Origin of the sequence: Mesorhizobium sp. CA16, from assembly GCF_020165175.1 — a bacterium.
Lineage (GTDB): Bacteria > Pseudomonadota > Alphaproteobacteria > Rhizobiales > Rhizobiaceae > Mesorhizobium.
On sequence record NZ_JAIUHP010000006.1, the window covers coordinates 100707 to 125715 of the forward strand.

Consider the following 25009-nt stretch of genomic DNA (forward strand, 5'->3'; position numbering starts at 1 on the left):
GTTGTCGGAGCCTGGGGAGCAGGGCATCGAGCAGGCCGCATGGTCCGGCGGCAAGCGGGTTGTCGATGTCGGCGGCCTCGACCTGGCCTATGTCGAGATCGCCGGTGCGGAGCCGCCGCTGCTGCTGATTCACGGCTTCACCGACACCAGCCGCAGTTTTTCTCTACTGACGCCGCATCTTTCCGGGCGCCGGCTGATCATGCCCGATCTGCGTGGCCACGGCGCCTCGAATGCGGGCGAGGGGTGCAGTGTCGTCGATTTCGCTGAGGACATTGCCGGGCTGATCCGGCGCTTGCGGCTCGACCGGCCGGTCGTCGTCGGACATTCGCTGGGCGGCATGGTGTCGATCGCGCTGGCCGCGCAATATCCGGAACTGATCGGTGGGATGGTGATCCTGGCCAGCACGCTGAAGCCCGATTTCGGATCGGATCACCAGCTGATCGACGGCGTGGCGGCCTTGCGCGACCCGATCTCGCCGGTCGATCCCTTCTATGATTGGTGGCATGCCTGCCGGCCGGGCGTGCCGCGGGCTTTTCTCGCCGGTCTCGCGCAAGATGCGTCCGCGATCCCCGCGGCGCGCTGGCGCGCCGTTCTCGAAGAAGTCCGTGGCACCGATCTGACCGCCGCGGCGCGCGCCGTGCAGGCCCCGACGCTGATCATCGCAGGCGGGCGCGATCCGCTTTTTGGCGAAGCGCATCAGCGGGCGATGGCAGGGGCGCTGGCCGGATCGCGCCTGGTGTGGGCACAGGATTGCGGCCACAACCCGCATTGGGAAGATCCGGCCTTTGTCGCCGAGGCAATAGCCGGCATGTTGTCGGCAGCGTGACTATCGCAACAGCGACCGGGCCGTGGGCGTCAGGCGCAACGTCTCGGTCGGCTTCGTCGAAACAGCTTGCAGGGTTTCGCGAACAACTTGCCATTCCGGCGAAGCGGCGAGAGCGGCCTGATGGCCCGCGTGGGCATCGCCATCGTCGAAACCGGTAATGGCGATGAAGACATTTTCGCCGGCCCGCACGGGTAGCCGAGGAAATGTGTTTTCGGAACGCTCGCTGACGAAGGCGCCACGCAGCCGGGCGCCGTTTGCCGCAAGCAGCGGAACCGCCTCAGCCTGAAAGCGTTCGGCAAAGCCGGCCTCGGCACCTGGCCGCAAATGGTGAATCGAAATCTCAACAAAGCCGGCCAACCGGCTCCCATTGCTCATGGTTTCAGCCTCGGTGGCTGTCGGCCGCAGCAACCCTGACAGGTCGAACCCGGCGCCCCGCCAAGCCGGTTTGAGCAGCAACACGTCGTCGGAATCGATCATCGTCGCATTGGCGACATCGCGATGCGCTGCCCAGACCGGGCCGCCATAGAAGGCGCTCAGCGCGTCCTTTCTCGTTTCCATGTTCTCAAAACCGCGCAGCCAGACGAACATGTCGGGGCGATCGAGATCGCGGAACTGGCCGATGACGGTCATGCCCGTCACTTCCTGCGTTTCGACGAGCTCCCGCTCGAACAGCGCGATCAGCGTTTCGCGCTGTCCGGGCTTCAGCGTGTATTGCCGAAGCTCGACGACGGGCGAAACAAGGCGGGAAGGTCGGTTCATGGCCAGAATCTCAAAACAGGGTGATCGTCCTGTTTATAAACAGACCGGTTGTCCTGTTTTGTCAATCTGCTATCTTCTTCCCTTCTCCCCTTGTGGGAGAGGGTGGATCGGCGCGCAGCGCCGAGACGGATGAGGGGTGGGTGACGGATCGCCGTCATTGCCAAGCTGGAGCACCCCTCATCCGTCGCCTTCGGCGACACCTTCTCCCACAAGGGGAGAAGGCGGAGATGGCGATAGGCAAAAAGCGCACCAACGATCCGGAAGGCATGCGCCGGCGCGTCCTCGACGTGGCGGAAGGCGCCTTCCAGGCGCGCGGCTATCACGCCTCGAGCCTTGGCGATCTGATCGCGGTGGCCGGCGTCACCGGCGGCGCGCTGCACCACCATTTCCCGACCAAGAAGGCGCTGGCGCTCGCAGTAATCGAGGAACGAGTGGCGGCGGCGGTCCAGGAGACCTGGATCGACCCGATGCTGGCGGCGTCATCGGCCCGCGAAGGCGTGCGGGCCGTGTTCGAGGCGGTGGCTGCGGAGCTAGAGCGACAGGGCTATGTCCGCGGCTGCCCGCTCAACAATCTGGCGCATGAACTGTCGCTGGCCGACGACGAGTTTCGCCTTGCGCTTGCCAAGATTTTCGCCGGCTGGCGGAGGGCGATCGCCGACAAGATCCGAGCCGACCAGCAGGACGGCGGGGAGGGTGGGACCGATCCCGACCGCTTCGCCGCGCTTGCGGTGGCTGCTTATTCCGGCGCCATGTCGATGGCCAAGACATCGCAGGATGCCGGGGTGTTGCGCGAGTGTTTGAGGGGGCTGGAAAGCGTGCATCCGTCTTCGGGCGGATTGGCAACGAGACGACGCCGCAGGGTGCTGTTGCGATAAATGCGTCAGGACAGAGGGAGGCGGTCCGAGGTTGTTTAATCGGGTGACGATGAATCGCTCTTCGCCAGCAACCGTTTCGCGCCGCGTCTTCATCGCCGGAGGTCTCGCTGCTGCCGGCGCGCTGCCTCGCGTCGCCTTCGGCCAGACCGGCAGGCGCATCCAGCCGATCGACGCCACTTTCCTCTTCATCGCCGATATTCATGCCTGCCGCATGGCGAACGGGCTCAGTCCCAACTGCCTGCAGGAAGGCAAGACCGATGCAGCACTTCTGCGCAACGTCGCGGCCTTGAACGCGATTGCCGACAAAAAGTGGCCGACCGAGATCGACGGCGTTGCCACTGGCCTGCATTCGGCCGGCACCCGCATCGGCACGCCGCTCGGCCTCGTCACCGGCGGCGATATCACCGACGATGGCGGCGGCCAGGTCACCGAGCCTAGCGAAGGCACGCAGCTTCTGCAGTTCTCCAAGCGCTATCAGGAAGGTGTCGGGCCGGACCGGATCCACATCCCGGTCTATGTCGGGCTCGGCAATCACGATCTCGACCAGAACGGCTCGCCGCCGCACGTCGATTGGTATCGCCGCGAATTGCGCGATTATGTCGAGGTCAACCATCGGCCCGGCGTGTTCTTCAAGCCGCCGGTCCCCGCTACCGAATACGACGTCGATACCGACTGCTATTCCTGGGACTGGGGCGGCCTGCATCTCGTCCAGATGCACCGCTTCGCCGGCGATACCGGCCATGGCGCGCCAAGCAGCCTGCCTTGGCTGAAGCAGGACCTCGCCACTTATGCCGGCGACGGCCGGCCGGTCGTCCTGTTCCAGCATTATGGCTGGGACACTTTCTCTACGGAGCGCTGGGATCCGGTGAAACGCACCTATGATGACGATGGCTCCGGCCGCCCGCATTGGTGGGGCGAGGCCGACCGCCAGGCCCTGGTGACCGCGATCAAGGGCTACAATGTAATTGCCGTCTTCCACGGCCACCAGCACGAAGTGCCGATGATCTACCAGCGTGACGGGCTCGAGATCATCAAGCCGAAGGCGGCCTATATGGGCGGCTTCGCGCTGGCCAGGGTCACTGCCGGCAACATGGATGTGGTGTTGGGCGAGGCGGCCGGTGACCATGGCGAGATCGTCTTCACCAACGCTTTCGCCAAACAATTCCAGACATGAAAAGGCCGCCTCGCGACGGCCTCTTGCCTATCTCGCCATCAAGACAAGACGGCCTCAGAATGCTTCGCGAACCTCCGTCGTCGCCATAAGCCTTCTGCACCTTGCCGGCGATTTTGTCGCTTGGCGATACCGGCGACCTGATCCCTGTTCACCATGCGCGCATCTCCTGGGTCTGGAAGGGAAACTGGACACGAGAACCGCATCCGGGTCTGACAACGTGCCGGATCCGTTTGGGTTCCAGGCCGCGGCGATCTCTCTCTCGGTGCGGTTGCATCGGATAACGCAATCCGGTTAGGGTCTGCCGCGGCTGCGGAGAGGGCAGTCCTGGGGGAAACGAGTTTGCGTCTTCGTGTGGCCTTTGTCGCAGTTCTGGTGGCCGTCGCCGACGATGTCGGGCCGATCAACGTGCTGAGCACAGAAGTCGGCCACCCGTCGCCCACCTACATTCCCGTCGCCGATGTCGATCCGGCGGTGCAGACGAAGCTCAACGAGATCCCGACCAGGCTGCGGCTGCCGATCGACCAGGTAGATCTCGCGATCGAGGCCGGCCGCAAGGCGATCGAGGTCAACCCCGACATAAAGGCAGCGGTCGCTGCGATCCAGGCCCGCGCCGGCGTCAGGCCGGCGGCGATCATGACGGCCGCAGCGAATTGACATCATCAGGAGACGGTCTTGGCGGAGTTCACCCTCTATATCGGCAACAAGTGCTTTTCCTCATGGTCGCTGCGGCCATGGGTGGCGATGAAGCACCTGGATATCCCTTTTGAGGAAGGCTTCGTGCGGCTGCGCACGCCCGAGACGGCGGCAAACCTCGCCAAGGTGTCGCCGACCGGCCTCGTGCCGGTCTTGAATCACAATGGAAGGATTGTCTGGGAAACGCTTGCCATCCTTGAATATCTGGCCGATCTCTATCCGGAAAAAAGGCTCTGGCCCACCGATCTCGGCGCCCGTCAACTGGCGCGCTCGGTGGCGACGGAAATGCATTCGGGCTTCCGCGAGGTCCGCTACGGCTGGCCGATGAACCTGCGCCGGCCGAAATCCCATAAGCCGCTCGATGCCGAGGGGGAGGCGCAGCGGGCGAGGATCGAAGCGATCTGGCGCCAGTGCCGCGAGCAATATGGCGAGGGCGGGCCGTTCCTGTTCGGCCATTTCACCGCGGCCGATGCCATGTATGCGCCGGTGGTGACGCGCTTCGACACCTATGGCGGCGAACTGGCGCCCGTCACCCGCGCCTATGTCGACGCGGTCTTGGCGACGCCCGCGATGCGGCACTGGTATGCGGAAGCCGCCAGGGAGCCCTGGCCGGAGCCCGGCCCGCACGAACAGGATTGAGCCCGGGATCGGCTCGGCAAATTGCGTCGACTGCTCTGATGGGGTCTTCAAGCCCCGGCGGCGCGGCCTATGTGAAGGGGCGGGCCGGGCTCCTGGAGATTTCTCATGACAACCGCAAATTCACCACTCACGGGCAAGGTCGCGCTCGTCACCGGCGCTTCGTCCGGCATCGGCGAGGCCACCGCCGTGGTCCTTGCCGCGGCCGGCGCGAAAGTCGTGGTCGCCGCCCGTCGTGCCGATCGCCTCGAAGCATTGGTTGCGCGCATCGAACAGGCCGATGGCGTCGCGCTCGCAATTGAAGCCGACATCGCCAAGCCCGGCGACATCACCGCGATGGTCGGCAAGGTCGTATCCGAATGGGGGCGGCTCGATATCCTCGTCAACAATGCCGGCGTCATGCTGCTTGCTCCTGCGGCCGAAGCCGATCTAGACGACTGGCGCCAGATGATCGAGCTCAACCTTATCGGCCTGATGGCGACCACCAAGGTGGCGCTGCCGCACCTGAAGGCTTCAAAGGGTCACATCGTCAACGTCTCCTCGGTCGCCGGCCGGGTCGCAAATCCCGGCGCCAGCGGCTATGCGGCGACAAAGTTCGGGGTGGTGGCTTTTTCGGAATCGCTGCGCCGCGAGGTCTATGCCGACAAGGTGCGCGTCACCGTCGTCGAGCCGGGCCTTGTGCGTACCGAACTCGGCGATCATATCACCAACGTGCAATCCAAGGCCGGACTCGAACACCGTCTCGCCACAATGGAAGCGCTGACCGCTGAAGACATTGCGAACGCGATTTTCTATGCTGTCAGCCAGCCGCCAAGGGTCAATGTCAACGAGATACTTATCCGTCCGACCGATCAGGAGCGGTGAACAACAGAAAACGCCTCTCGCGCTTGTTACGGCGCGGGAGGCGCTTTTGCCGTCAACCGTTCTCGATTGCTCGTGAATTGCTGACGGCTTGAGTGAAAACGGCCCGCCACGACATTGGTTCCGCAGCCGACGAATTTTTTGCCCTTTTTGCGGATAGCCCCAACGTCCGCCACGATGTGATAAGGATGCTGCAAGGCTAGGGATGCGGACGTCCGCAATTTAATCCGACGCCAATGTTGCTTTGTGCGTGGTCATGGCCGAAAGACGCTCTGCCATTTCGGCATCAACCTGCGGGCAGGAGAAGATTTTGACCGCCAGCTCGAATGAATCATGTGGGCAGGCTTTGCCGAAACCGGCAGGCACACGCTGATGGCCGCCAAACGCGTGCCATCAACGCCGATCGCCGCCGATGCGACCATCGCCGATATGATCGACACCCTTGACAAGCCGATCGAATATGTTCGCCGAGTGCTGGAAAGGCTCGAACGCTGCAAGCGCGCGCATGGCGATGCCCAGGTGCGCGTTGGCGTGCGCGGCCGCGCCGAAGCCCCGAACTATCTGATTGAGTATGTGCGGGAAGACGCCAGGACCCATCAACGCACCAGCTATCAGGATGCCGCCTACAGCGGCAGCACGCATCGTGAGCTGGCGCCGCACCACATCGAGGACGCCAGGAACTGGTCGCCCGAGGAAATGAACATCACGGCGGTCTCGGCGCTGATCGGCCGCTTGCGCAATCCGAATGCGCCATCATCGCGCTTTTCTGACGAGGACTGACATGGCCATAAAATTCTCCGCCAAGGACCAGCCGGCAGCTCCGCCCGCCGCGGCCAAGCCAGCCAAGCCGGCGGCAAAGCCGGATGCGCCCGCAGAGGTTGCGACTGATCTGTTCAAGTCGCCGGCCGAAGCGCCGGCGCGCAAGACCAGGAAGAAGTAGCGCCCTTGCCGCAGGACGGCGGTCGCACAGCCGGGCCGCTCGGCCTGCTCGGTCAGTCCTCTGTGTCTGTCGACGAGGATGGCGGCGCGGTCGCCGTCTTCGACTGTCAGAGCTGCGGCGCCTGCTGCTCCTACTCGGCAGACTGGCCGCGTTTTTCGACCGAGGAAGATGAACAGCTCGACCGTATCCCGGCCGAGCTGGTAGCGGCCGACCAGTCCGGCATGCGTTGCGAGGGCGGCCGATGCTCGGCGCTCACCGGCGAGGTGGGCAAGCACACGGCCTGCGGCATCTACGAGCTGCGCCCCGACGTCTGCCGGGCCTGCATGCCCGGCGGCGGCGACTGCCTGATGGCGAGGGCGGCGCATGGGCTGGCGGTCAGCTAGTTTCCTTGCCCCCGCATCGCGGGGGCGAGGAAAAGCGCCCCGCTTGCCCTGTTACACGCCTCCCGGTACCTTCCGGCCGGGCAGGGCAGCGGAGGAAATCCATGAGCATTGAATTCCTGTTGACGTCGTTGATCATCGTGGCTTCGCCCGGCACCGGCGTCATTTACACGCTTGGCGCCGGCCTCTCGCGCGGCGCGCGCGCCTCCATTATCGCGGCCTTCGCCTGCACGCTTGGCATCATCCCACATATGGCGGCCGCCATCACCGGCCTCGCTGCAGTGCTGCACACAAGCGCCATCGCCTTCGAGACGCTGAAATATCTCGGTGTCGCCTATCTGCTCTACATGGCCTGGAACACATTGAAGGAAAAAGGCGGCCTCAGCATCGACGAGGACGCCGCGCCGCGCTCGACCGCCAGAACGATCACCTCGGGCATCCTGATCAACATCCTGAACCCGAAACTGTCGATCTTCTTCTTTGCCTTCCTGCCGCAATTCGTCAGCACCACCGAGCCGCACGCGCTGTCCAAGATGCTGGAGCTCTCCGGCGTCTTCATGCTGATGACGTTCATCGTCTTCGCCATCTACGGCGTCTTCGCGGCATCGGTGCGCAGCCACATCGTGTCGCGGCCGAAGGTGCTGACATGGATGCGCCGCAGCTTTGCCGCCGCGTTCGTCATGCTCGGCGCGAAGCTGGCGCTTGCCGATCGGTAGCCTTTGGCGCCAGCCCTCTACGTAGCCCATGCCGCCTCGGGGGAGCTTTGGGCTGATGAGGCTCGAGAGATCCAGAAATCCGAGTAAGGCCGGAAATCCGAGTAAGAAAGGCGGTCGCAGTGACACTTGAATGCATCAATCCCCACGATCTGCCCAAGCCTGACACATACAGCCAAGTCGTCGTGGCGAAGGGCACCAGGCTGATATTTATCGCCGGCCAGGAACCTGAAGACTTAAACGGCAAGCTTGTCGGCGAAGGTGATTTCACGGCTCAAACGCGCCAGGTGTTCGCCAATCTCGGTCGGGCTATTGCCGCCGCAGGCGCCCGTCCCAACGACGTGGCGAAGATCATGATCTACGTCGTCGACTACCGGCTCGATGACCATTACCCGATCATCGATGCCGCCCGCGTGGCTCTGTTCGGGGACCACAAGCCGGCCAACGTCGTGTTGGGAGTGGCCAGCCTGTCGCCTGGATATCTGATCGAGGTCGATGCGGTTGCGGTGGTCGACGCCTAGCCTTTCACATAGCCCATCGCCTCGACGATTTGCCCATCGGCGACACGCATCAGGTTGACGCCGCGCAGCGACCTGCCGTCGGCCATCCAGAAGCGCCAGCGGATCGTGGCGCGGTCGCCGGCGACGAACGTCTCTTCGATGTCGAAGCGGGTACCGGGTCCGGTCGCGATCGCCGACCACAATTCGACGCAGGCCGCCTTGCCGGTGCGGCGGGCGCCGTCGGGCGCCGGCGTGGTGTTCTCGATCACGCAGTCCTGCGCCACCAGTTCGTCCAGTGCCGAAGGGTCGTGGCGCTGGAAGACGTCGTTGTAGCGCCGCATGATTTCCGCCGTCTCGGCGGAGCGTTTGGCCGCGGCGATGTCGATGATGTGTTCATGGGTCATTTGATCTTCTCCTGTCGTTTCATTGAACTACGAGGCTCGCCTTGAGCGTGATGGTGGCGACGCCCGCCAGCGCGCGCGAGACGAGACAGGCCGCCTTGGCCTTTTGCGCCAGCCGCTCGAAATCCTCGGCCGATATGCCGGCGATGCGCGCCTGAGTTTCGAGCTCGATGCGGGTGATCGTCGGCCCGGCCGTGGTCGCGCCGAGATGCACCTTGGCGATGGTGCCGATGCTCTCGGCCGTATGGCCTTCGGCGCCGAGCATGGTGGTGAGCGCCATCGAGAAGCAGCCGGCATGGGCGGCCGCGATCAATTCCTCTGGATTGGTGCCCGGGCCGTTCTCGAAGCGCGACGGGAAGGAATAGGCGCCTTCGAAAACGCCGCTGCCCAGCCGCAGCCGGCCGGATCCTTCCTTGAGCGTTCCTTGCCATTGGGCCGAGGCTTCGCGGATTGTCATGGCTGATCTCCTTTCTGTTTGCGGGAAAGCATGATGGTCACGCGCCGTCGATGACGACCTTGCCGAAGACGTCGCCCAGCTGGAAATGGCGGTAAGCCTCGCGCGCCTCGGCGAAGGGGAAGACCTTGTCGATGATCGGTCTCAGCCGGTGCGTGGCGACCGCGGCAAGCATCGTCTCGAGCCCGTTGCGGCTGCCGACAAAGAGACGGGCGATGGTAACCAGGCTGCGCTGATAGACGGCGCCCGGAATTTCGATCGACTTGCCGTTGCGGTCCTGCACGGTGAGCAGCACGATGCGCCCGTGAAGCGTGCTGGCGATCAGCGATTGCGCAAAAGTCGCCGGGCCGCCGGTTTCGACGACCAGGTCGATGCCGCCGGTCGCCTCGCGCAGCTTCATGCCCCATTCCGGTGTCTCGGCTGCCGCGACGACGAGGTCGGCGCCGAGCGCCCGCAGCCTGTCGGTCTTCTCCGCCCGCGAGGTGACAGCGGCCACACGGCAGCCCATGAGCTTGGCGAACTGCAAGGCAAACAGCGCAACACCACCTGAGCCAATGGTGAGAACCCATTGACCCGGCTTCGGAATCTCGGCGTGCGTCAGCGCGCTCCAGGCGGTCAGCCCGGCGCAGGTGAAGGTCGCAGCCTCCTGCCAGGAAAGATGGTCCGGCAGTCGCACCGCCCATTGCTCGTCAAGCAGCGCATATTCGCTCAGCATGCCGTCCAGCGTGCAGCCGAGCTGGTCGATCATGCCCGGATGGATGCGGCCGTCGATCCAGCGCGCGAAATAGCTGCCGGTGACGCGGTCGCCGACGACAAAGCGAGTGACGCCGTCGCCGGCGGCCGCGACTTCGCCGGCACCGTCGCTCAGCGGCACGATGCCCGCGCGGGGTGCCAGAGGATAGGTGCCGTTGAGGATCATCGTGTCGCGGCGGTTGAGCGAGGCGGCGCGCACTCGTACCAGGATCTGGTTTGCACCCGGCTTGGGCAGCGCTTCCTTGCGCATGACCAGCCTCTCGATGTCGCCGAATTCCTCAAGCCGGTATGTCCGCATTTTTGCCTCCAGTATATGTAGACCGATTTACATATTATGTAGACCGATTGTCATATTCAGGGCAAGTCCTATAATGCGCGCTCCTGACAAAGGTTGACATTTTGAGAGGTCGACGTGGCGACTGACACACGCACCCGCATGATCGAGGCGACGGCGCTGCTCATCCGGCAGCGCGGCTATCACGGCACGTCGCTGAACGACATTCTGAGCGCCAGCGCGGCACCCCGCGGCTCGCTCTATTTTCATTTCCCTGGCGGCAAGGACCAGCTGGTCATCGAGGTGACGCGCGCCAGCGTCGCCGATGTGACAGAGCGGCTGGGCGCGGCGCTGTTGGAGGAAAGCGATCCCGCCGTTGCAGTCCACCACATCTACCAGTCGGTCGCCCGCATGCTGGAGGAGAACGAATTCTCGCTCGGCTGCCCGGTGGCGCCGGTGGTGCTCGACGCGCCGAACGACGTTCCGGACCTGGTTGAAATCTGCCGCTCAGCCTTCGAGCAGTGGATCGGGCTGCTGCGCCAGGCTTTCATGCGGGCAGGGGTGCCGGAGCGGCGCGCGCAGGCTCTGGCGTTGCTGGTCGAATCCTCGCTCGAAGGCCTGATGGTGATCGCCCGTGCCACCCGCGACCGTACCCCGGTCCAGGCGGTTGCCGACGAGGTCGCTGCGCTGGTCGAGCAGGCGGTGCTTGCCGGAAAGGCAGCACGGCAGGCGGAGAGTGCCGCCTGAGGAATCGGATTTGATCTCCAAATGCAAAACAAAAAGGGCGCCTTTCGGCGCCCTTTCGTATGCATTGGCTTGGTAGCCTGGATTTAGAAGTCCATGCCGCCCATGCCACCCATGCCGCCGCCGGGCATGCCGCCCGGCATACCGCCGGCAGCTTCCTTCTTCGGAGCTTCGGCGATCATGGCTTCGGTGGTGACGAGCAGGCCGGCGACCGAGGCCGCGTCCTGGAGAGCCGTGCGCACGACCTTGACCGGGTCGACGATGCCCATGGCGATCATGTCGCCATACTCGCCGGTCTGGGCGTTGTAGCCGAAGGTCGCGCCCTTGTTGTCGAGGATCTTGCCAGCGACGATCGAGGCTTCGGCACCGGCGTTGGCCGCGATCTGGCGGGCCGGAGCCTGCAGCGCGCGACGAACGATGTTGATGCCGGCGGCCTGATCGGAGTTGGCGCCGGTGGCCTTGAGGTTGCCCGAAGCGCGCAGGAGCGCAACGCCGCCGCCGGCGACGATGCCTTCTTCCACGGCCGCGCGGGTCGCGTTCAGGGCGTCATCGACGCGGTCCTTCTTTTCCTTGACTTCCACTTCGGTCGCACCGCCGACGCGGATCACGGCAACGCCGCCGGCGAGCTTCGCCAGACGTTCCTGCAGCTTCTCCTTGTCGTAGTCCGAGGTGGTCTCCTCGATCTGCTGCTTGATCTGGGCGACGCGGCCCTGGATCTCGGCCTTCTTGCCGGCGCCGTCGACGATGGTGGTGTTCTCCTTGGAGATCGACACCTTCTTGGCGCGGCCGAGCATGTTGAGGCCGACATTCTCGAGCTTGATGCCGAGGTCTTCCGAGATGACCTGGCCACCGGTGAGAATGGCGATGTCTTCCAGCATGGCCTTGCGGCGGTCACCGAAGCCCGGCGCCTTGACGGCGGCGATCTTCAGGCCACCGCGCAGCTTGTTGACGACCAGCGTGGCCAGGGCCTCGCCTTCGACGTCTTCCGAGATGATGAGCAGCGGCTTCGAGGTCTGGACGACGGCTTCCAGGACCGGCAGCATGGCCTGCAGGTTGGACAGCTTCTTCTCGTGCAGCAGGATGTAGGCGTCCTCGAGATCGGCGACCATCTTGTCGGCGTTGGTGACGAAGTAGGGCGACAGGTAGCCGCGGTCGAACTGCATGCCTTCGACGACTTCCAGCTCGGTCTCGGCGGTCTTGGCTTCCTCGACGGTGATGACGCCTTCGTTGCCGACCTTCTGCATCGCTTCCGCGATCATCTTGCCGACCGACTCGTCGCCATTGGCCGAGATGGTGCCGACCTGGGCAACTTCCTCGGAAGTCTTGATCTTCTTGGCGGCCTTGCCGAGCGCCGTGACGACTTCGGTGACGGCGAGGTCGATGCCGCGCTTCAGGTCCATCGGGTTCATGCCGGCGGCGACCGCCTTGTGGCCTTCCTGGACGATCGACTGCGCCAGGACCGTTGCGGTCGTGGTGCCGTCGCCGGCGATGTCGTTGGTCTTCGAAGCGACTTCGCGGACCATCTGGGCGCCCATGTTCTCGAACTTGTCCTCAAGCTCGATTTCCTTGGCGACGGTGACGCCGTCCTTGGTGATGCGCGGGGCGCCGAACGACTTGTCGATGACGACGTTGCGGCCCTTGGGGCCGAGGGTGACCTTCACCGCGTCGGCGAGGATGTTGACACCGCGCAGCATGCGCTCACGGGCATCGCGGGAGAATTTTACGTCTTTGGCAGCCATGTTTTAGCTCCTGGCAGGGGCTCGGGAAGAGCCCGAAGATGAAGATTCAGGTGAGGCCGATGATCAGCCGATGATGCCCATGATGTCGGATTCCTTCATGATCAGAAGGTCTTCGCCATTGAGCTTGACTTCAGTGCCCGACCACTTGCCGAACAGGATGCGGTCGCCGGCCTTGACGTCCAGCGGCACGAGCTTGCCGCTTTCGTCGCGGGCACCGGAGCCGACGGCGATGATCTCGCCTTCCTGCGGCTTCTCCTTCGCCGTATCCGGGATGATGATCCCGCCGGCGGTCTTGGATTCGGATTCGACCCGGCGAACGACCACGCGGTCATGAAGCGGGCGGAACTTGGACTTTGCCATGTTTTCTTCCTCGAATGAGAACGGTGAGAACTGTTCCTCCATCCGGCGAGGCCGCCGGATATAAGTTAGCACTCACCAAAGGCGAGTGCTAACGTGGCGCTGAGATAGGCCGCTGGGTTGCCGGAGTCAAGGCGCGCGCAACGGGGCAGCGGCGCGAAATTTTTTTCGTGCGAGACGCAAGGCCGAAATGCACCGGCCATCGCGAGGCGCCGACGAGCAACCCGCCCGTTAGTCCAGGCGCCTCGGCGAACGCAGCACCAGCAACGGGCAGCGTTCTGCGAGCCCGTATGTGCCGGTCGAGGCCAGCCGGACGTCATCGAAGAAGGTCTGGGCTTCCTTGATCAGCGCTGCTGCGGGGGCGAAGCTGTAGACGACGGACGAGTTCCGGTAGACGTCGATGGTCCCGATGGTCGGCAGCTCCCACCCGGTTCGAGCCGACAGCTCCTCGCGGTCGGGAAACATCCTGTCGAATTGTTCGAGGATGCCCCTCACCGGTATCGTGTAATCAGGCGCTCCGCCGATGGCGGTCATGGCCACGCGCCATTTGAGTTCATGGAAGGTCGAGACGTCGCCGCTCAGCGCCAAGGCGCGGACATCCTTCGGGTCGTCTGGAGTTCCGGGGGAAGCATAAAGCCTGATGGCGGCACGCCCGTCGGATTTGAGCGCACGCGCGATCGACACGAACAGTGAGCGTCTGAGGTCGGCGGCGCCGATGACCGAGAGACAGCCATCGCCGATCAGCGCTTCGATGCTCGCGCCGGGAAACGGCAAGTCGAACCAGTCGCCCTGCACCGCCTTGCGCATATCGGTGTCGCCCGGCCAGATGCCGGCAATCATGTCGGCGGACTCGTCGACCGCCGTCATTGTGACGCCGAGCCCGGCGAGCTCGGGCGTCACGCCGAGCATGACGACGTGCGATTGCGAAAGCTCGAGCTCACGTTCGTAGGCCTCGACCACCTGAGCCGGCGGCCGCAGCGGCGAGCCGAGCAACTGCCAGTGCTTGCGAATTGCATTCCAGTGCTCGGTCATGCAAACCCTGTATCGGTTAGGCATTGTGTTCGGTCGCATAATCGAAGACGCATGATAAGCCAAGTGGGGCGCATGGCACGCATCGCCGTCATCACGCATGAGCAAGACCGCTTCCAGACCCGGCGCGGGCTGCTGCTGCGCCGTGACAGCCCGTATATGCTCTTCGACCTGCTTGAGGAGCTGAAGCGCCGCGGCCATTCGGTGCGGGTCCTGCGCGGCACCTCGGCGAAGCCGGCCGCCGACATCGCGGTGCTGCATCTCGACGCGACCGTGACGCCGCCCGATTATGTCGACTATGCGCGCCGCTTTCCCTTCTGCCTCAATCTTGGGGCCGCCGACATCTCGAAACGCCGCATCAGCGGCGCGGTGATTGACCAAGTCGACGACTGGCAGGGACAGGTCATCGTCAAGAGCAGCCTCAACCATCGGGGAACGCCGGAACAGCAGCTGAACCGGCGCGCGCGGCGAGCCGGCAGACCGGAGCCGTTCCCCGGCGTCCAAGCCTTCGAAAAATACGAGATCCATGCCTCGCTCGCCGATGTTCCGGCCGCGGTCTTCGAACGCCGGGATCTGGTCGTCGAGAAATTCATTCCTGAGCCGGAGCCGGACGGTTTTGGCGCCCGCTTCTGGCTGTTCTGCGGCGAGCGCGAGCGCTGCACCCGTCATGTCTCGCCGCAGAGCCTGGTCAAGGGCGACGACACCATCCGCCGCGAGGCGGTGCCCGTGCCGGACGAGCTGCGCGCGCTGCGGCGCCAGCTCGGCTTCGATTACGGCAAGTTCGACTTCGTCATGCATGAGGGCAGGGCGGTGCTGCTCGATGCCAACAAGACCCCTGGGCGTGCCAGGAACCTGTCGAGCTTCATCGCCGCCGGCAATGCCAATCTTGCCGACGGCTTCGAAGGACTGATCCGCCAGGTCAAGTGACCGATCGTCTAGATATTCATGCCCCCAGACACCTCGATGCGCTGGGCATTGACCCAGCGATTGTCGTCGGAGAGCAGCGAGGCGATCATCGGCCCGATATCGTCGGGGACGCCGACGCGGCCGAGCGCGGTGACGCCGGCCACCATGCGGTTGATCTCGGCATTGTCGCGCACATGGCCGCCATTGAAGTCCGTGGCGATCGCGCCGGGCGCCACGGTGTTGGCGGTGATGCCGCGCTGGCCGAGCTCCTTGGCGAGGTAGCGCGTGAACACCTCGATGCCGCCCTTCATCATCGCATAGGCCGACGATCCGGGAGCAGCAAAGCGGGCGAGCCCGCTCGAGATGTTGATGATGCGTCCGCCATCATTGATCAGCGGCAGCAGCGCCTGGGTGAGGAAGAACACGCCCTTGAGATGGACGTTCATCAGCGTGTCGAACTCCTCTTGCGTCGTTTCGGCGATCATCTTGCGCAGGCCGGTGCCGGCATTGTTGACGAGATAGTCGAAGCGGTCGCGCTGCCAGGTGTCCTTGAGGGTCTTCTTCAACGCCGCAACGAAAGCCGGGAAGCTGGCGACGGCGCCGGCGTCGAGCTCAAGCGCCGCTGCTCGACCGCCAGCAGCCTCGATCTCGGCGATTGCGCTCTTCGCCTCGTCGGCGCGCGAGCGATAGGTGACGATGACGTCGACGCCCCTCCGGGCAAGGTGGATCGCGGTGTTGCGGCCGAGGCCGCGGCTGCCGCCGGTGATGAGAGCAATGGGACGAGTGGTCATGGCGAATCTCCTTCTTTTGGATGGAGATGCATATACTCGCCTGCCTGATCGATATAATCGGCCATGGATTGCCAACACTATTCAGTCTGTGCGAACAATCGGCGATGGACCGGTTCGACAGCATGCGGCTCTTCACTCGCGTTGTGGAACGGCGCAGCTTCACCGCGGCCGCCGCCGATCTCGGCCTGCCGCGCTCCAGCGCCACCGCCGCGATCAAGCAGCTCGAGGAGCGGCTCGGCGTACAATTGCTGAGGCGCACAACGCGCCACGTCACCACGACGCTGGACGGCGAGGCCTATTACCAGCGCTGCATCGGCATCCTCGCCGACATCGAGGATGCCGAGGGCAGCTTCGGCGGGCATGAGGTGCGCGGACGTCTGAGCATCGACATCAACGGCAACATGGCCCGCACCTTCGTCATTCCGGAACTGCCGGCGCTGCTCGCCCGCTATCCCGGGCTCAGCGTGCATATCGGCGAGGGCGACCGCTTCGTCGACCTGATGCGCGAAGGCGTCGATTGCGTGGTCCGCGCCGGCACGCTGCCCGACAGCGACATGATCGCGCGCCGCATCGGCATGGCGCGCGAGGCGACGGTTGCCAGCGTCGCCTATGTCGAGCGCTACGGCCTGCCGCGCACTCTGGACGAGCTTGCCGGGCACGTCATGATCGGCTTCGTCTCGTCCCGCACCGGCCAGGTGATGCCGCAGGAGTTCACCGTCGATGGAAAGATCCGCGAGATCGTGCTGCCGTCGCGCGTCACCGTCTCCAATTCCGACACCGCCGCCACGCTCGTGCGCCAGGGTTTCGGCCTCTACCAGGCGCCGCGCCGCCGCTTCGCCGCCGACATCGAAGCGGGCCGGCTGGTCGAGGTGCTGCCGGACAATCCGCCGACGCCGACGCCGATCTCGGTGCTTTATCCGCCGAGCCGCCAGCTTTCGCCAAGGGTGAGAGTGTTTGTGGATTGGCTGGTGGAGATTCTGGGGCCGAAGCTGGAAGCGGGCTGAGGCAGCCAGGCGCGGCCCCGAGTATGGCGTCGGCTACAAAAACAGCTTCAACTGCGTATGGATGATCGACCGATAATCCTCGATCGTCCTCCGGCCCTCCGCCTCGTCCTGCGTCAGCGCCAGCCGCACGACGCCGCCGGCGAGCTGGAAGATCAGGAACACGACACGTCCGAACGCCTCGCGCTGCTCCGCTTGGAGCATCGGCCCGACCTTATCGCAGAACATCTTCGCCTGTTGCCTCGTCTCGGCGATGTCGAGATGCTGCAGCGCCTTGTCGGCCTGGATGGCGTTCTGCAGGTCCTGGATTGCCGGGTCTGCGGCGACACGGGCATGATAATCGTCGAGCAGGCGGTCGGCCGCGGCGGTCACGTCATCCAGCCGGCCTATCCCGGCGATGATTGCGCCGAAGCGTGCGCGGCTTTCCTCGGAGAACCGCTCATAGAGCATCGCCAGGATCGCCGACTTGCTGGGGAAGTAATGATAGACGGTAGCGATCGGCCCGCCGGCCAGCGCGCCGACTTCCTTCATCGTCACCGCGTCGATGCCCTTCTCGCCGATCAGTCGCATGGTCGTGGCGAGGATCGCGTCGATGCGCTCGCGGCTGCGCTCCTGCTTCGGCCTTCGCCGCGGTTCCGTCGCTGTTCGCCTTGTCTGCGTCATGCGCCAAATCTCGTGAAAGCCGCGAATTCGCGGTTGACAAGAAACATGATCAAGTATCAGTTTCGCCAAATGCTGACAACTTGTCAGTTTTTCGAGCGAGCTGCAAGGGAGAGCGCCTCGTGACTGCATCGCAAGCCGTGCAAGCGGAAAATGGCGATTGGTTTGTCGGCAATCCGACGGGCCTGCAGCTGGCTTCGGCGCTGTGGATCGGTTCGGTCGGTCTCCTCATCCTCGGACTGCAGCCGGTGCTGCTCGGTGCGCTCTACAGCGAAGGCCATGTCACCGGCGACGAGCTGGCGCTGGTCGCCACCGCCGAGATGATCGCGATAGCGATCGGCTCGGGCGTGGTGGCGATGCTCTTGCCGGCGCGCAACATGCGCTGGAAAAGCGCGGCGCTGCTCATGCTGCTGGCACTCGCCAATGCCTGGACCGCTTATGCCGGCAGCCCCAATGCGCTGATCGGCGCGCGCACGCTGGCCGGCCTCGCGGAGGGCGGGCTTGTCGCCGTCGCGACCGAGCTGATCGCCCGCTCGCGCCGGGCCGAGCGCATCGGCGGTTATTTCGTTACGCTGCAGACCTTGGCGCAATGCGCGCTGGCGCTGATCCTCGCGCTCTTTGCCGTGCCGAGAGCGGGCTCGGCCGGCGGCTTCATCGCGCTCGGCATCGTCTGTCTGCTTTCGCTCGTCGTGGCATGGACCGTGCCCGACGACTATGCCGACCTGCCCAAGCAAGAACAGTTCGCCAACGTGGCGACCGTGCCGGCGATCGCCGCGCTGCTGTCGATCTTCTGCTATTTCATGTTCTTCGGCGCCGTCTGGGCTTTTCTCGAGCCCATCGGTGCACAGTTCGGCATCGATGGCCGCACCGTCGGCTTGATGGTTTCGGCGAGCCTTGCCGCGCAGGTGCTCGGCGCGATGACCGCGACAAGCTTCGAGGCGCGCATCGACTATCGTTTTGCCATCACCGTCATCGGGATCGTCGCGGCGATCAGCTCGCTGCTGCTTGCGTCCGGCCCGGGTCTTTCGGTGTTCTGGGCCGTGGCACTGGTGATGGGCTTCATCCTGCTCTTCATCGTGCCTTACCAGATCCGGCTGGCGATCACCGCCGACGAGACGCGCACCGCGGTGCTACTGGTGCCGGCCGCCCAGCTCTTCGGCCTCGCCATCGGCCCGGTCGCCGCTTCGCTGCTGATCGACGGCGCGGACTTCCGGCCCGTGCCCGAATTCGCCGCCGCCGCCGCTTTGGCGAGCGTGCTTTTGCTCGGCATTTTCGTGCTCGTCGCGCGGCGGCGCGGCCGGGTCTGAGCAAAGGGGTCAAGATGGCAACCGCCTGGAGCAACTGGTCTGGTTTCGTCACGGCTTCCCCGAAATTGATCGCGGCGCCCGCCGATGCCGGCGAGCTGGCCGAACTGGTGCGCTCGGCGCCCGGTCCGCTGCGCGTCGCCGGCGCCGGCCATTCCTTCACGCCGCTGGTGCAGTCCGAAGGCACCATCGTCTCGCTAGAGAAGATCGAGGGGCTGGTCTCGCATGATGCCGCGAACAACCGGGCGCGGGTGAGGGCAGGCACGCGGCTCGGCGCCTTGATGCACATCCTGCAGGACATCGGCCAAGGCCTGCCCAACATGGGCGACATCGACCGCCAGGCGATCGGCGGCGCGCTGGGCACGGCAACGCATGGCTCCGGGCCGACTCTCGGCGCCTATCACACGCAATTGGAGGCGCTGCAACTCGTCGATGGGCAAGGCGAGCTGCGCGAGTTCAGCCGGGCAGACGACCTGGACATGATCCACGCCACGGGCGTCGCGCTAGGCGCCTTCGGCGTCCTGACCGAAGTGGCGATGAACAACATCGCCACCTACCGGCTGCGCCGCCGCAAATGGGTGCTGCCAATCGGCGACATGCTCAAAAATTTCGAGACGATGATGGCCGCGCATCGCTCGGCCGAGTTCTACTACATCCCGTTCTCCGGCTACGCCCAGTTCATCGCCAGCGATCTTAGCGACGCGGCGCCGACGACGCGGCCGACCGAAGACGACGAGGAAGGGCTGGCGACTTTGCGCAAGCTTCGGACCTCATTGCGTTGGCTGCCGCGGTTGCGCCGCGCGCTGATCAGAGGGGCGGTGAAGAAGGTGCCGGCGGAAGACTATGTGCAGGACTGGCTCAACGTCTACGCCAGCGAGCGTCGCACCAAATTCAACGAGATGGAGTATCACCTGCCTTACGAGGAAGGTCCCAAGGCGTTGGCCGAGATCATTGCGCTTACGGAAAAGCACTTCCCGGAAGTCTATTTCCCGATCGAGGTGCGCTCGGTGGCGGCCGACGAATTCTGGCTTTCGCCATTCTACGGGAGGCTGACCTGCTCGATCGCAATCCACCACGATGCGGCGAACGACCCGCTGCCTTTCATGCGCGCCGCCGAGCCGATCTTCCGCAAGTGTGGCGGCAGGCCGCATTGGGGCAAGATGCACAGCCTGAAGGCGGCGGACTTCAAGAAGCTTTATCCGCGCTGGGACGACGCGATGGCGGTGCGGCGCGACATCGATCCGCAAAACCGTTTCGTCTCGCCCTACATGGCCGGCCTGTTCGGCATCCAACAATGAGCGCCTATTTCGCCGCCCTGGCCGATGCATTGATGGCCGCCGAGATTTTCCGGCCCTGCCTTGTCCTCGATCGCGACCGGCTGGACGGCAACGTCGCGCTGGTGAAGCAAAGGCTGGCGCCGGGCCTTGACGTGCGGCTGGTCGACAAGTCGCTGCCTTGCGTGCCGTTGCTTTCGCATATCGCCAAGGCGCTTGGCACCAACCGCTTTATGACCTTCCATCCGCCGGTGACGCAGGCCGTGGTTGACGCGTTTCCCGAGGGCGATCTTCTCTACGGCAAGCCGATGCCGGTGGGTGCCGCGAAGGCCGCGCTGACCAGGGGTGGCGCCGGCTGGTGGTCGCGCGTCTGCTGGCTGATCGACACGCCGGAACGGCTGGCGGAATATGGCGCGCTCGCTGCCGCGCTCGACACAGAATTGCGCTTCGCTTTCGAGGTGGATGTCGGCCTGCATCGCGGCGGTTTTCGTGATCCCGCCGAAATTAACGCGCTCACGCTTCCAAAAGGTCTGCTCTGCGACGGCATCATGGCCTATGAGGCGCATGCGCCGGAGATACCGGGTCTGTTCGGGGGCGCGGCCAAGGCGCTGAAGCAGGCCTCTGCCAAAGTCGCCGATTTTGCCGCCGCCCTCGATCCGAACCAGCGCCGCATCCTCAACATCGGGGGCTCCAAGACCGCGCTGCTGCATGGCGGCGGCGTCGCCAACGAAGTATCGATTGGCTCGGCCTTCGTGCTGCCAAAGGATTTCGACACGCCTGGCTTGGAGGGCTTCCAGCCGGCGGCCTTTATCGCCACGCCGATCCTCAAGGCGCTCGAGCCGATGCTGCCCGGCCCGCCGGCGGTTTCCAGGGCGCTGCAAGGGCTTGGCCTCTTCCCGCGCAAGGGCTGCTATCTCTATGGCGGCAAATGGATGGCCGAGCCGGTGTTTCCCGAAGGCATGAAACCGAACGGATTGATGGGCCTGTCGTCCAACCAGCAATTCATGGGCCTGCCGGCGGGCGCAGATGTGAAGCCCGGCGACTATGCCTTCCTGCGGCCGACGCAGAGCGAGGCGGTGCTGCAGCATTTTGGGGCGATCGCTGTGTTCTCGGCCGGGAGTATTGTGGAGTTTTGGCCAGTGCTGCCAATGGGGTAGGGCCGCTGCAGTCACGATTGGCATTGGCCTCCGCAACTGCGCGTCGCTTCGCTCCTTGCTCCGCCCTGGAATGACGAAATTGTGTAGTGTCCCCTCGCCATATTAATTGACTAAGTCAACTAAATGGTTGATCCTGTCTATGGCAGGAGGATTTCCCATGACCATCCACAATCACCCCGGCAAGGACCGTATCGATGCGGTGCGCGCCTTCAACCGCTTCTATACCCGCCAGCTCGGCCTGCTCGACGAGGGCCTGCTGAAAAGTCCGTTCTCGCTGACCGAGGCGCGGGTGCTTTACGAGCTCGCCCATCGCGATGGGCTGGTCGCAAGCGACCTGGTGCGCGACCTCGGCCTCGACCCCGGCTATGTCAGCCGGCTGTTGAAGAAATTCGAGGAGCGCGGCCTGGTCGGACGCGAAGCTAGTGAGACCGACGCGCGCCGCGCCTCGATCGCGCTGACGCCAGCCGGCAGGGAAGCCTTTGCGCCTCTCAACCAGGATTCGCATGACCAGGTGCGCGCGCTGCTCGATCGCCTGGCGCCGGCCGAACAGGAGCGGCTGGTCAACGCCATGCGCACCGTCCAGGACCTGCTCGGCGACAGACCTGAAGCCAAGGTTCCCTATATCCTGCGGCCGCTGCAGGTCGGCGACATCGGCTGGATCACGCACCGTCAAGGCCTCATCTACGCGCAGGACTATGGCTGGGACGAAACTTACGAGGCGCTGGTCGCAGAGATCCTCGGTGAGTTCGTCAAGAACTTCGTCCCGCAATGGGAGCGCAGCTGGATCGCCGAGCGCAAAGGCGAGGTGGTCGGCTCGGTCTTCGTCATACGCAAGTCACCCAAGGTCGCGAAGCTCAGGCTGCTCTACGTCGAACCGTCGGCGCGCGGCCTCGGCATCGGTCGGCGGCTGGTCGACGAATGCATCACCTTTGCTCGAGCCAAGGGCTACAAGACGCTGACGCTCTGGACCAACGACATCCTTGGCTCGGCCCGCCGCATCTACCAGGCCGCGGGCTTCAAGCTGGTCGAGGAAGAACGCCATCATTCCTTTGGCAAGGATCTTGTCGGGCAAACGTGGAATCTCGAGCTTTAGCGCTTTTCCCTCTCTCCTTGTGGAAGAAGGTGTCGCCGAAGGCGCGGGGTGCTCCAGGGAAAGCCAACGTCTCATTCCGCTGGAACACCCCCTCATCCGTCTCGGCGCTGCGCGCCGATCCACCTCCCACAGGAGGAGAAGGGAAGACTATCACCCCTTGACCGGCACCCAGATCTCCAGCCCGCCATTGCCGGTGCGCGCATCGAATTCGGGCCCGTAGCGCTCGAACTCGGGCGCGTCGGCGATCTCGTGGCCGGAGGCCGGCAGCCAGCTGTTCCAGATCGTGTTGACGGTGCGGCGGATGGTCGAGATGTGCTCGCGATGCGAGAACACCGCATGTTTCTGCGCCGGCACCCGCACGCGTTGGAAATTTTTCGGCAGGTCGGCGAAGTCCGTCACCTCGACGCCGGCGATGTAGTCGAAATTGCCGGCGTCGTCGCCGTTGACGCAGACGCCGTAGGCGACATCGCCGATCTCACCCGGAATGTTGCCGATATAAGGGCCGAAGCGCTGCCACTGCATCGGGATGCCGGCGCTGGTCTCGCAGCTGTAGCGCTCGCCGAGCCCGGCGACGAGGAAGGGGCGGCTGGTCTCGAAGCGCGGCGGCTCGAGTGTGGTGAGAAGCGAACTGTCCATCAGAATGGGCTCCACGAGGTCCAGGTTTTCGGTCGAGCCTTGCGCGCGCACCAGCTCCGGCGTGGTGCCGAATTGCTCGCGAAAAGCCCGCGTGAACGCCTCATGCGAGCCGTAGCCGGTATCGAGCGCGACCGAGAGGATGTCGCGCGCGCCGCCGGCCAGCTTGCGCGCCGCTTCGCTGAGCCGCCGCGCTCGCATATAACCCATCACCGATCGTCCCGTGGCCGCGCCGAAGGCGCGCGTCACATGGAAGCGCGACACGCCGCTGCTTGCCGCTATCTCGTCGAGGCTGATGGCGTCGGGCAAGTGGCTTTCGACAAACCATAGCGCCTTCTCGGTCGGGTTCATGGCTCCTCGCATTTGGCGGGACGATACTAGCCCTACGCCGCCGGCCAGTTTGATCGAAATTGCGCTCTGGGCAATAATGGTGATGTGCGAGCCGGGTCGAGCGGGAAGGGCTGACATTGTGCACGATAGGCGGGAAGGGGTGTTCCCGATGACGACGGCGACGGCCGATCAGGTGTTCCGGTTTGGCGGGTTCACGCTCGACCTTGCCATGGGTACGCTGCGCGGCGTCAACGAGCCTCTGTTCCTGCGCCCGAAAGCCTATGCGCTGCTGTCGCATCTTGCCCGCAACATGGGCCGCGTCGTGCCGAAATCGGAACTGATGGATGTCGTCTGGCCGGGCGTCTACGTCACCGAGGATTCGCTGACGCAATCGGTACGCGAAATTCGCAAGGTGCTGGGCGAGGATATGGTGCGCACCATCTCCAAGCGCGGCTACATGCTTGCCGCCGAGGCCGAAGCCGCGCCCGAGATCAGTTCGCAGCCGATCGTGGCCGTCGTGCGCTTTCGTAACGATAGCGGCGATCCGGCCGACGAGGCGATGGTCGACGGCTTTGCCGAGGACCTGATCAACGGCGTAGCGCGGTTTGGCAAGGTCACGGTCCTGGCGCGCAATTCGAGCTTCTCTTTCACCTCCTTCGGCCGCGCCGAGTGGCCGCAGATCCGCGCCCGCATCGGCGCCGATTATCTGGTCGAGGGGTCGCTGCGTCGGCAGGGCGAGCATGTCGTGGTGGCCGTCAGCCTTGTCGACATCGCCAGCGCCAGACAGCTCTGGGGCGACCGCTACCAGTCTCAAGGCGCCGGGCTGTTTGCCATCGAACGCGAGATCGTCGAGCAGATCGTCAGCCGCCTGGTGACGCGGGTCACCAATGCCGGGCTGGAGCGAGCTTCACGCAAGCCGGTGACCAGCCTCGCCGCCTACGAGCTTCTGCTGCGCGGTTTTGCGCTGCTGCGCGATCCGGCTCAGACCGACCAGCGCGGCGCCGAGGCCTTGTTCGAGGCGGCGATCGCCAAGGACCCGAATTACGGGCTTGCCTACTCCTATCTCGCTTTGGCGCGCTCGCTGGACGGGGAGTTCGGGCGCGCCAACGATGCCGTGCTGGAGAACGCGCGCGACCTTGCCGACAAGGGCCTGGCCTTGTCGCCCGATCAGCCGACCGGCCATCGCGTGCAGTCCCTGATCCGCCTCTATATGCGCGATCACGAGGCGGCCGAGCATCACATGCGCATCGCGCTTGAGCTCAACCCCTACGACGCCGACAGCATCGAGCAGATGGGAATGCTGCTCACCATGCGCGGCCGGCCGCTAGAAGCGCTGACCTGGCTGGCCCGCGGCATTCGCATCGATCCCTTGCATCCGCACTGGTACCAGTTCGACCGCGCGCTGGCGCTTTATATGATGGGGGAGTACCGGCAAGCGGCAGAGGCGCTGGAATTGGCAACGCGCCCGGCGCCCTGGATCCGCACGCGGCTGGCGGCCTGCTATGCCCAGATGGGGGATATGGAGAAGGCGCGTCGGCAGATCGCCCTCGTCGACGAGGGCGCTCCGTTCTCGCCGCTCGACTATGCGTTGCGCGGCGTTCCGTTCGAAAGCCAGGCGGATGCTGAGCATCTCGCCGAAGGCGTTAGGCTTGCCCTCGGCTAAATGCATGTCGCTCAGACGTGCAGCGGTTCCGAGACAACGTGCACCAGAACAAAGACCTAAAGCGCGTCGCGTGACTCCGTTTCAGCGCA

Annotated in this window: 29 protein-coding genes; 19 read left to right on the plus strand and 10 right to left on the minus strand. The window is 64.7% G+C overall.

Annotation, left to right across the window (positions count from 1 at the left end):
- Position 1: 1 nt before the first annotated feature.
- Positions 2-826: an alpha/beta fold hydrolase gene (locus tag LB525_RS11340; RefSeq protein ID WP_224544673.1), complete on the plus strand. Its 825-nt coding sequence runs from the start codon at positions 2-4 to the stop codon at positions 824-826.
- Here the strand turns inward: LB525_RS11340 and LB525_RS11345 are convergent, their stop codons facing one another.
- Positions 827-1585 carry an NIPSNAP family protein gene (locus tag LB525_RS11345; RefSeq protein WP_224544674.1) on the minus strand — a complete coding sequence of 253 codons (759 nt, stop codon included), beginning with the start codon at positions 1583-1585 and terminating at the stop codon, positions 827-829.
- Positions 1586-1812: 227 nt separating this feature from the next.
- On the opposite strand from LB525_RS11345, the gene LB525_RS11350 reads away from it, so the two are divergent.
- From LB525_RS11350 to LB525_RS11395, 10 genes are all read left to right on the plus strand, one after another.
- Positions 1813-2460: a TetR/AcrR family transcriptional regulator gene (locus LB525_RS11350; RefSeq protein ID WP_224544675.1), complete on the plus strand. Its 648-nt coding sequence runs from the start codon at positions 1813-1815 to the stop codon at positions 2458-2460.
- A gap of 49 nt (positions 2461-2509) precedes the next feature.
- Positions 2510-3634 (plus strand): metallophosphoesterase, encoded by a 1125-nt coding sequence (locus LB525_RS11355; RefSeq protein WP_224544676.1) that lies wholly within the window; start codon positions 2510-2512, stop codon positions 3632-3634.
- Positions 3635-3973: 339 nt separating this feature from the next.
- Positions 3974-4288, plus strand: a complete 315-nt coding sequence (locus LB525_RS11360; RefSeq protein WP_224531035.1) for a hypothetical protein — start codon at positions 3974-3976, stop codon at positions 4286-4288.
- An 18-nt stretch (positions 4289-4306) separates the two neighbouring features.
- On the plus strand, positions 4307-4966 hold the full coding sequence (locus tag LB525_RS11365) for a glutathione S-transferase family protein (RefSeq protein WP_224544677.1): 660 nt from the start codon (positions 4307-4309) through the stop codon (positions 4964-4966).
- A gap of 105 nt (positions 4967-5071) precedes the next feature.
- The gene (locus LB525_RS11370; protein WP_224544678.1) at positions 5072-5827 is read left to right on the plus strand and encodes an SDR family NAD(P)-dependent oxidoreductase; all 756 of its coding nucleotides are present in this window, start codon (positions 5072-5074) and stop codon (positions 5825-5827) included.
- A gap of 369 nt (positions 5828-6196) precedes the next feature.
- Complete coding sequence (locus LB525_RS11375) at positions 6197-6604, plus strand: hypothetical protein (RefSeq protein ID WP_318012064.1); 408 nt, start codon at positions 6197-6199, stop codon at positions 6602-6604.
- A gap of 1 nt (position 6605) precedes the next feature.
- The gene (locus LB525_RS11380; RefSeq protein ID WP_095768447.1) at positions 6606-6764 is read left to right on the plus strand and encodes a hypothetical protein; all 159 of its coding nucleotides are present in this window, start codon (positions 6606-6608) and stop codon (positions 6762-6764) included.
- Positions 6765-6808: 44 nt separating this feature from the next.
- Entirely contained in the window at positions 6809-7147 is a 339-nt protein-coding gene (locus LB525_RS11385) for a YkgJ family cysteine cluster protein (RefSeq protein WP_095768507.1), read from the plus strand.
- Positions 7148-7248: 101 nt separating this feature from the next.
- Positions 7249-7860 carry a LysE family translocator gene (locus tag LB525_RS11390; protein ID WP_224544680.1) on the plus strand — a complete coding sequence of 204 codons (612 nt, stop codon included), beginning with the start codon at positions 7249-7251 and terminating at the stop codon, positions 7858-7860.
- Between the two features lie 119 nt (positions 7861-7979).
- Positions 7980-8378, plus strand: coding sequence for a RidA family protein (locus LB525_RS11395; protein WP_224544681.1), 399 nt, complete (start codon positions 7980-7982; stop codon positions 8376-8378).
- Here LB525_RS11395 and LB525_RS11400 read toward each other — a convergent pair.
- Genes LB525_RS11400 through LB525_RS11410 form a run of 3 tightly spaced genes read right to left on the minus strand, consistent with a single transcriptional unit; the run spans position 8375 to position 10263 of the window.
- On the minus strand, positions 8375-8761 hold the full coding sequence (locus LB525_RS11400; RefSeq protein WP_224544682.1) for a nuclear transport factor 2 family protein: 387 nt from the start codon (positions 8759-8761) through the stop codon (positions 8375-8377). The two genes, LB525_RS11395 and LB525_RS11400, sit on opposite strands and share 4 nt — an antisense overlap.
- Before the next feature lie 19 nt (positions 8762-8780).
- Positions 8781-9215, minus strand: coding sequence for an OsmC family protein (locus tag LB525_RS11405; protein WP_224544683.1), 435 nt, complete (start codon positions 9213-9215; stop codon positions 8781-8783).
- Between the two features lie 37 nt (positions 9216-9252).
- Positions 9253-10263: a zinc-dependent alcohol dehydrogenase family protein gene (locus tag LB525_RS11410; RefSeq protein ID WP_224544684.1), complete on the minus strand. Its 1011-nt coding sequence runs from the start codon at positions 10261-10263 to the stop codon at positions 9253-9255.
- 114 nt (positions 10264-10377) lie between these two features.
- Between LB525_RS11410 and LB525_RS11415 the strand changes: the two genes are divergently transcribed.
- Positions 10378-10986, plus strand: a complete 609-nt coding sequence (locus LB525_RS11415; protein WP_224544685.1) for a TetR/AcrR family transcriptional regulator — start codon at positions 10378-10380, stop codon at positions 10984-10986.
- An 83-nt stretch (positions 10987-11069) separates the two neighbouring features.
- On the opposite strand, the gene groL is transcribed toward LB525_RS11415, so the two are convergent.
- From groL to LB525_RS11430, 3 genes are all read right to left on the minus strand, one after another.
- The gene (gene groL, locus LB525_RS11420; protein ID WP_224544686.1) at positions 11070-12722 is read right to left on the minus strand and encodes a chaperonin GroEL; all 1653 of its coding nucleotides are present in this window, start codon (positions 12720-12722) and stop codon (positions 11070-11072) included.
- A gap of 63 nt (positions 12723-12785) precedes the next feature.
- Positions 12786-13082: a co-chaperone GroES gene (gene groES / locus LB525_RS11425; protein WP_010915433.1), complete on the minus strand. Its 297-nt coding sequence runs from the start codon at positions 13080-13082 to the stop codon at positions 12786-12788.
- A 228-nt stretch (positions 13083-13310) separates the two neighbouring features.
- Positions 13311-14111 carry a class I SAM-dependent methyltransferase gene (locus LB525_RS11430; RefSeq protein WP_224544687.1) on the minus strand — a complete coding sequence of 267 codons (801 nt, stop codon included), beginning with the start codon at positions 14109-14111 and terminating at the stop codon, positions 13311-13313.
- Positions 14112-14183: 72 nt separating this feature from the next.
- On the opposite strand from LB525_RS11430, the gene LB525_RS11435 reads away from it, so the two are divergent.
- Positions 14184-15035: a hypothetical protein gene (locus tag LB525_RS11435; protein WP_224544688.1), complete on the plus strand. Its 852-nt coding sequence runs from the start codon at positions 14184-14186 to the stop codon at positions 15033-15035.
- Positions 15036-15043: 8 nt separating this feature from the next.
- On the opposite strand, the gene LB525_RS11440 is transcribed toward LB525_RS11435, so the two are convergent.
- The gene (locus LB525_RS11440) at positions 15044-15805 is read right to left on the minus strand and encodes an SDR family NAD(P)-dependent oxidoreductase (RefSeq protein ID WP_224544689.1); all 762 of its coding nucleotides are present in this window, start codon (positions 15803-15805) and stop codon (positions 15044-15046) included.
- Between the two features lie 104 nt (positions 15806-15909).
- Between LB525_RS11440 and LB525_RS11445 the strand changes: the two genes are divergently transcribed.
- Positions 15910-16809 (plus strand): LysR family transcriptional regulator, encoded by a 900-nt coding sequence (locus LB525_RS11445; protein ID WP_224544690.1) that lies wholly within the window; start codon positions 15910-15912, stop codon positions 16807-16809.
- A 33-nt stretch (positions 16810-16842) separates the two neighbouring features.
- Here LB525_RS11445 and LB525_RS11450 read toward each other — a convergent pair whose 3' ends face one another.
- Positions 16843-17469 (minus strand): TetR/AcrR family transcriptional regulator, encoded by a 627-nt coding sequence (locus tag LB525_RS11450; protein WP_224544691.1) that lies wholly within the window; start codon positions 17467-17469, stop codon positions 16843-16845.
- A gap of 119 nt (positions 17470-17588) precedes the next feature.
- On the opposite strand from LB525_RS11450, the gene LB525_RS11455 reads away from it, so the two are divergent.
- The 4 genes from LB525_RS11455 to LB525_RS11470 all read left to right on the plus strand — a co-directional run bounded on the left by LB525_RS11455 (position 17589) and on the right by LB525_RS11470 (position 22294).
- Positions 17589-18773 carry an MFS transporter gene (locus tag LB525_RS11455; RefSeq protein ID WP_224544692.1) on the plus strand — a complete coding sequence of 395 codons (1185 nt, stop codon included), beginning with the start codon at positions 17589-17591 and terminating at the stop codon, positions 18771-18773.
- Between the two features lie 14 nt (positions 18774-18787).
- Positions 18788-20068, plus strand: coding sequence for a D-arabinono-1,4-lactone oxidase (locus LB525_RS11460; RefSeq protein WP_224544693.1), 1281 nt, complete (start codon positions 18788-18790; stop codon positions 20066-20068).
- On the plus strand, positions 20065-21201 hold the full coding sequence (locus LB525_RS11465) for an alanine racemase (RefSeq protein WP_224544694.1): 1137 nt from the start codon (positions 20065-20067) through the stop codon (positions 21199-21201). The genes LB525_RS11460 and LB525_RS11465 overlap by 4 nt, the downstream gene beginning before the upstream one ends.
- Positions 21202-21358: 157 nt before the next feature.
- A complete protein-coding gene (locus LB525_RS11470) occupies positions 21359-22294 on the plus strand; it encodes a helix-turn-helix domain-containing GNAT family N-acetyltransferase (protein ID WP_224544695.1) in 936 nt (311 codons plus the stop codon).
- A 150-nt stretch (positions 22295-22444) separates the two neighbouring features.
- On the opposite strand, the gene LB525_RS11475 is transcribed toward LB525_RS11470, so the two are convergent.
- A complete protein-coding gene (locus LB525_RS11475) occupies positions 22445-23278 on the minus strand; it encodes an AraC family transcriptional regulator (RefSeq protein ID WP_224544696.1) in 834 nt (277 codons plus the stop codon).
- 148 nt (positions 23279-23426) lie between these two features.
- Here LB525_RS11475 and LB525_RS11480 point away from each other — a divergent pair, with 148 nt between their 5' ends.
- Positions 23427-24920: a winged helix-turn-helix domain-containing tetratricopeptide repeat protein gene (locus LB525_RS11480; RefSeq protein ID WP_224544697.1), complete on the plus strand. Its 1494-nt coding sequence runs from the start codon at positions 23427-23429 to the stop codon at positions 24918-24920.
- Positions 24921-25009 lie beyond the last annotated feature (89 nt).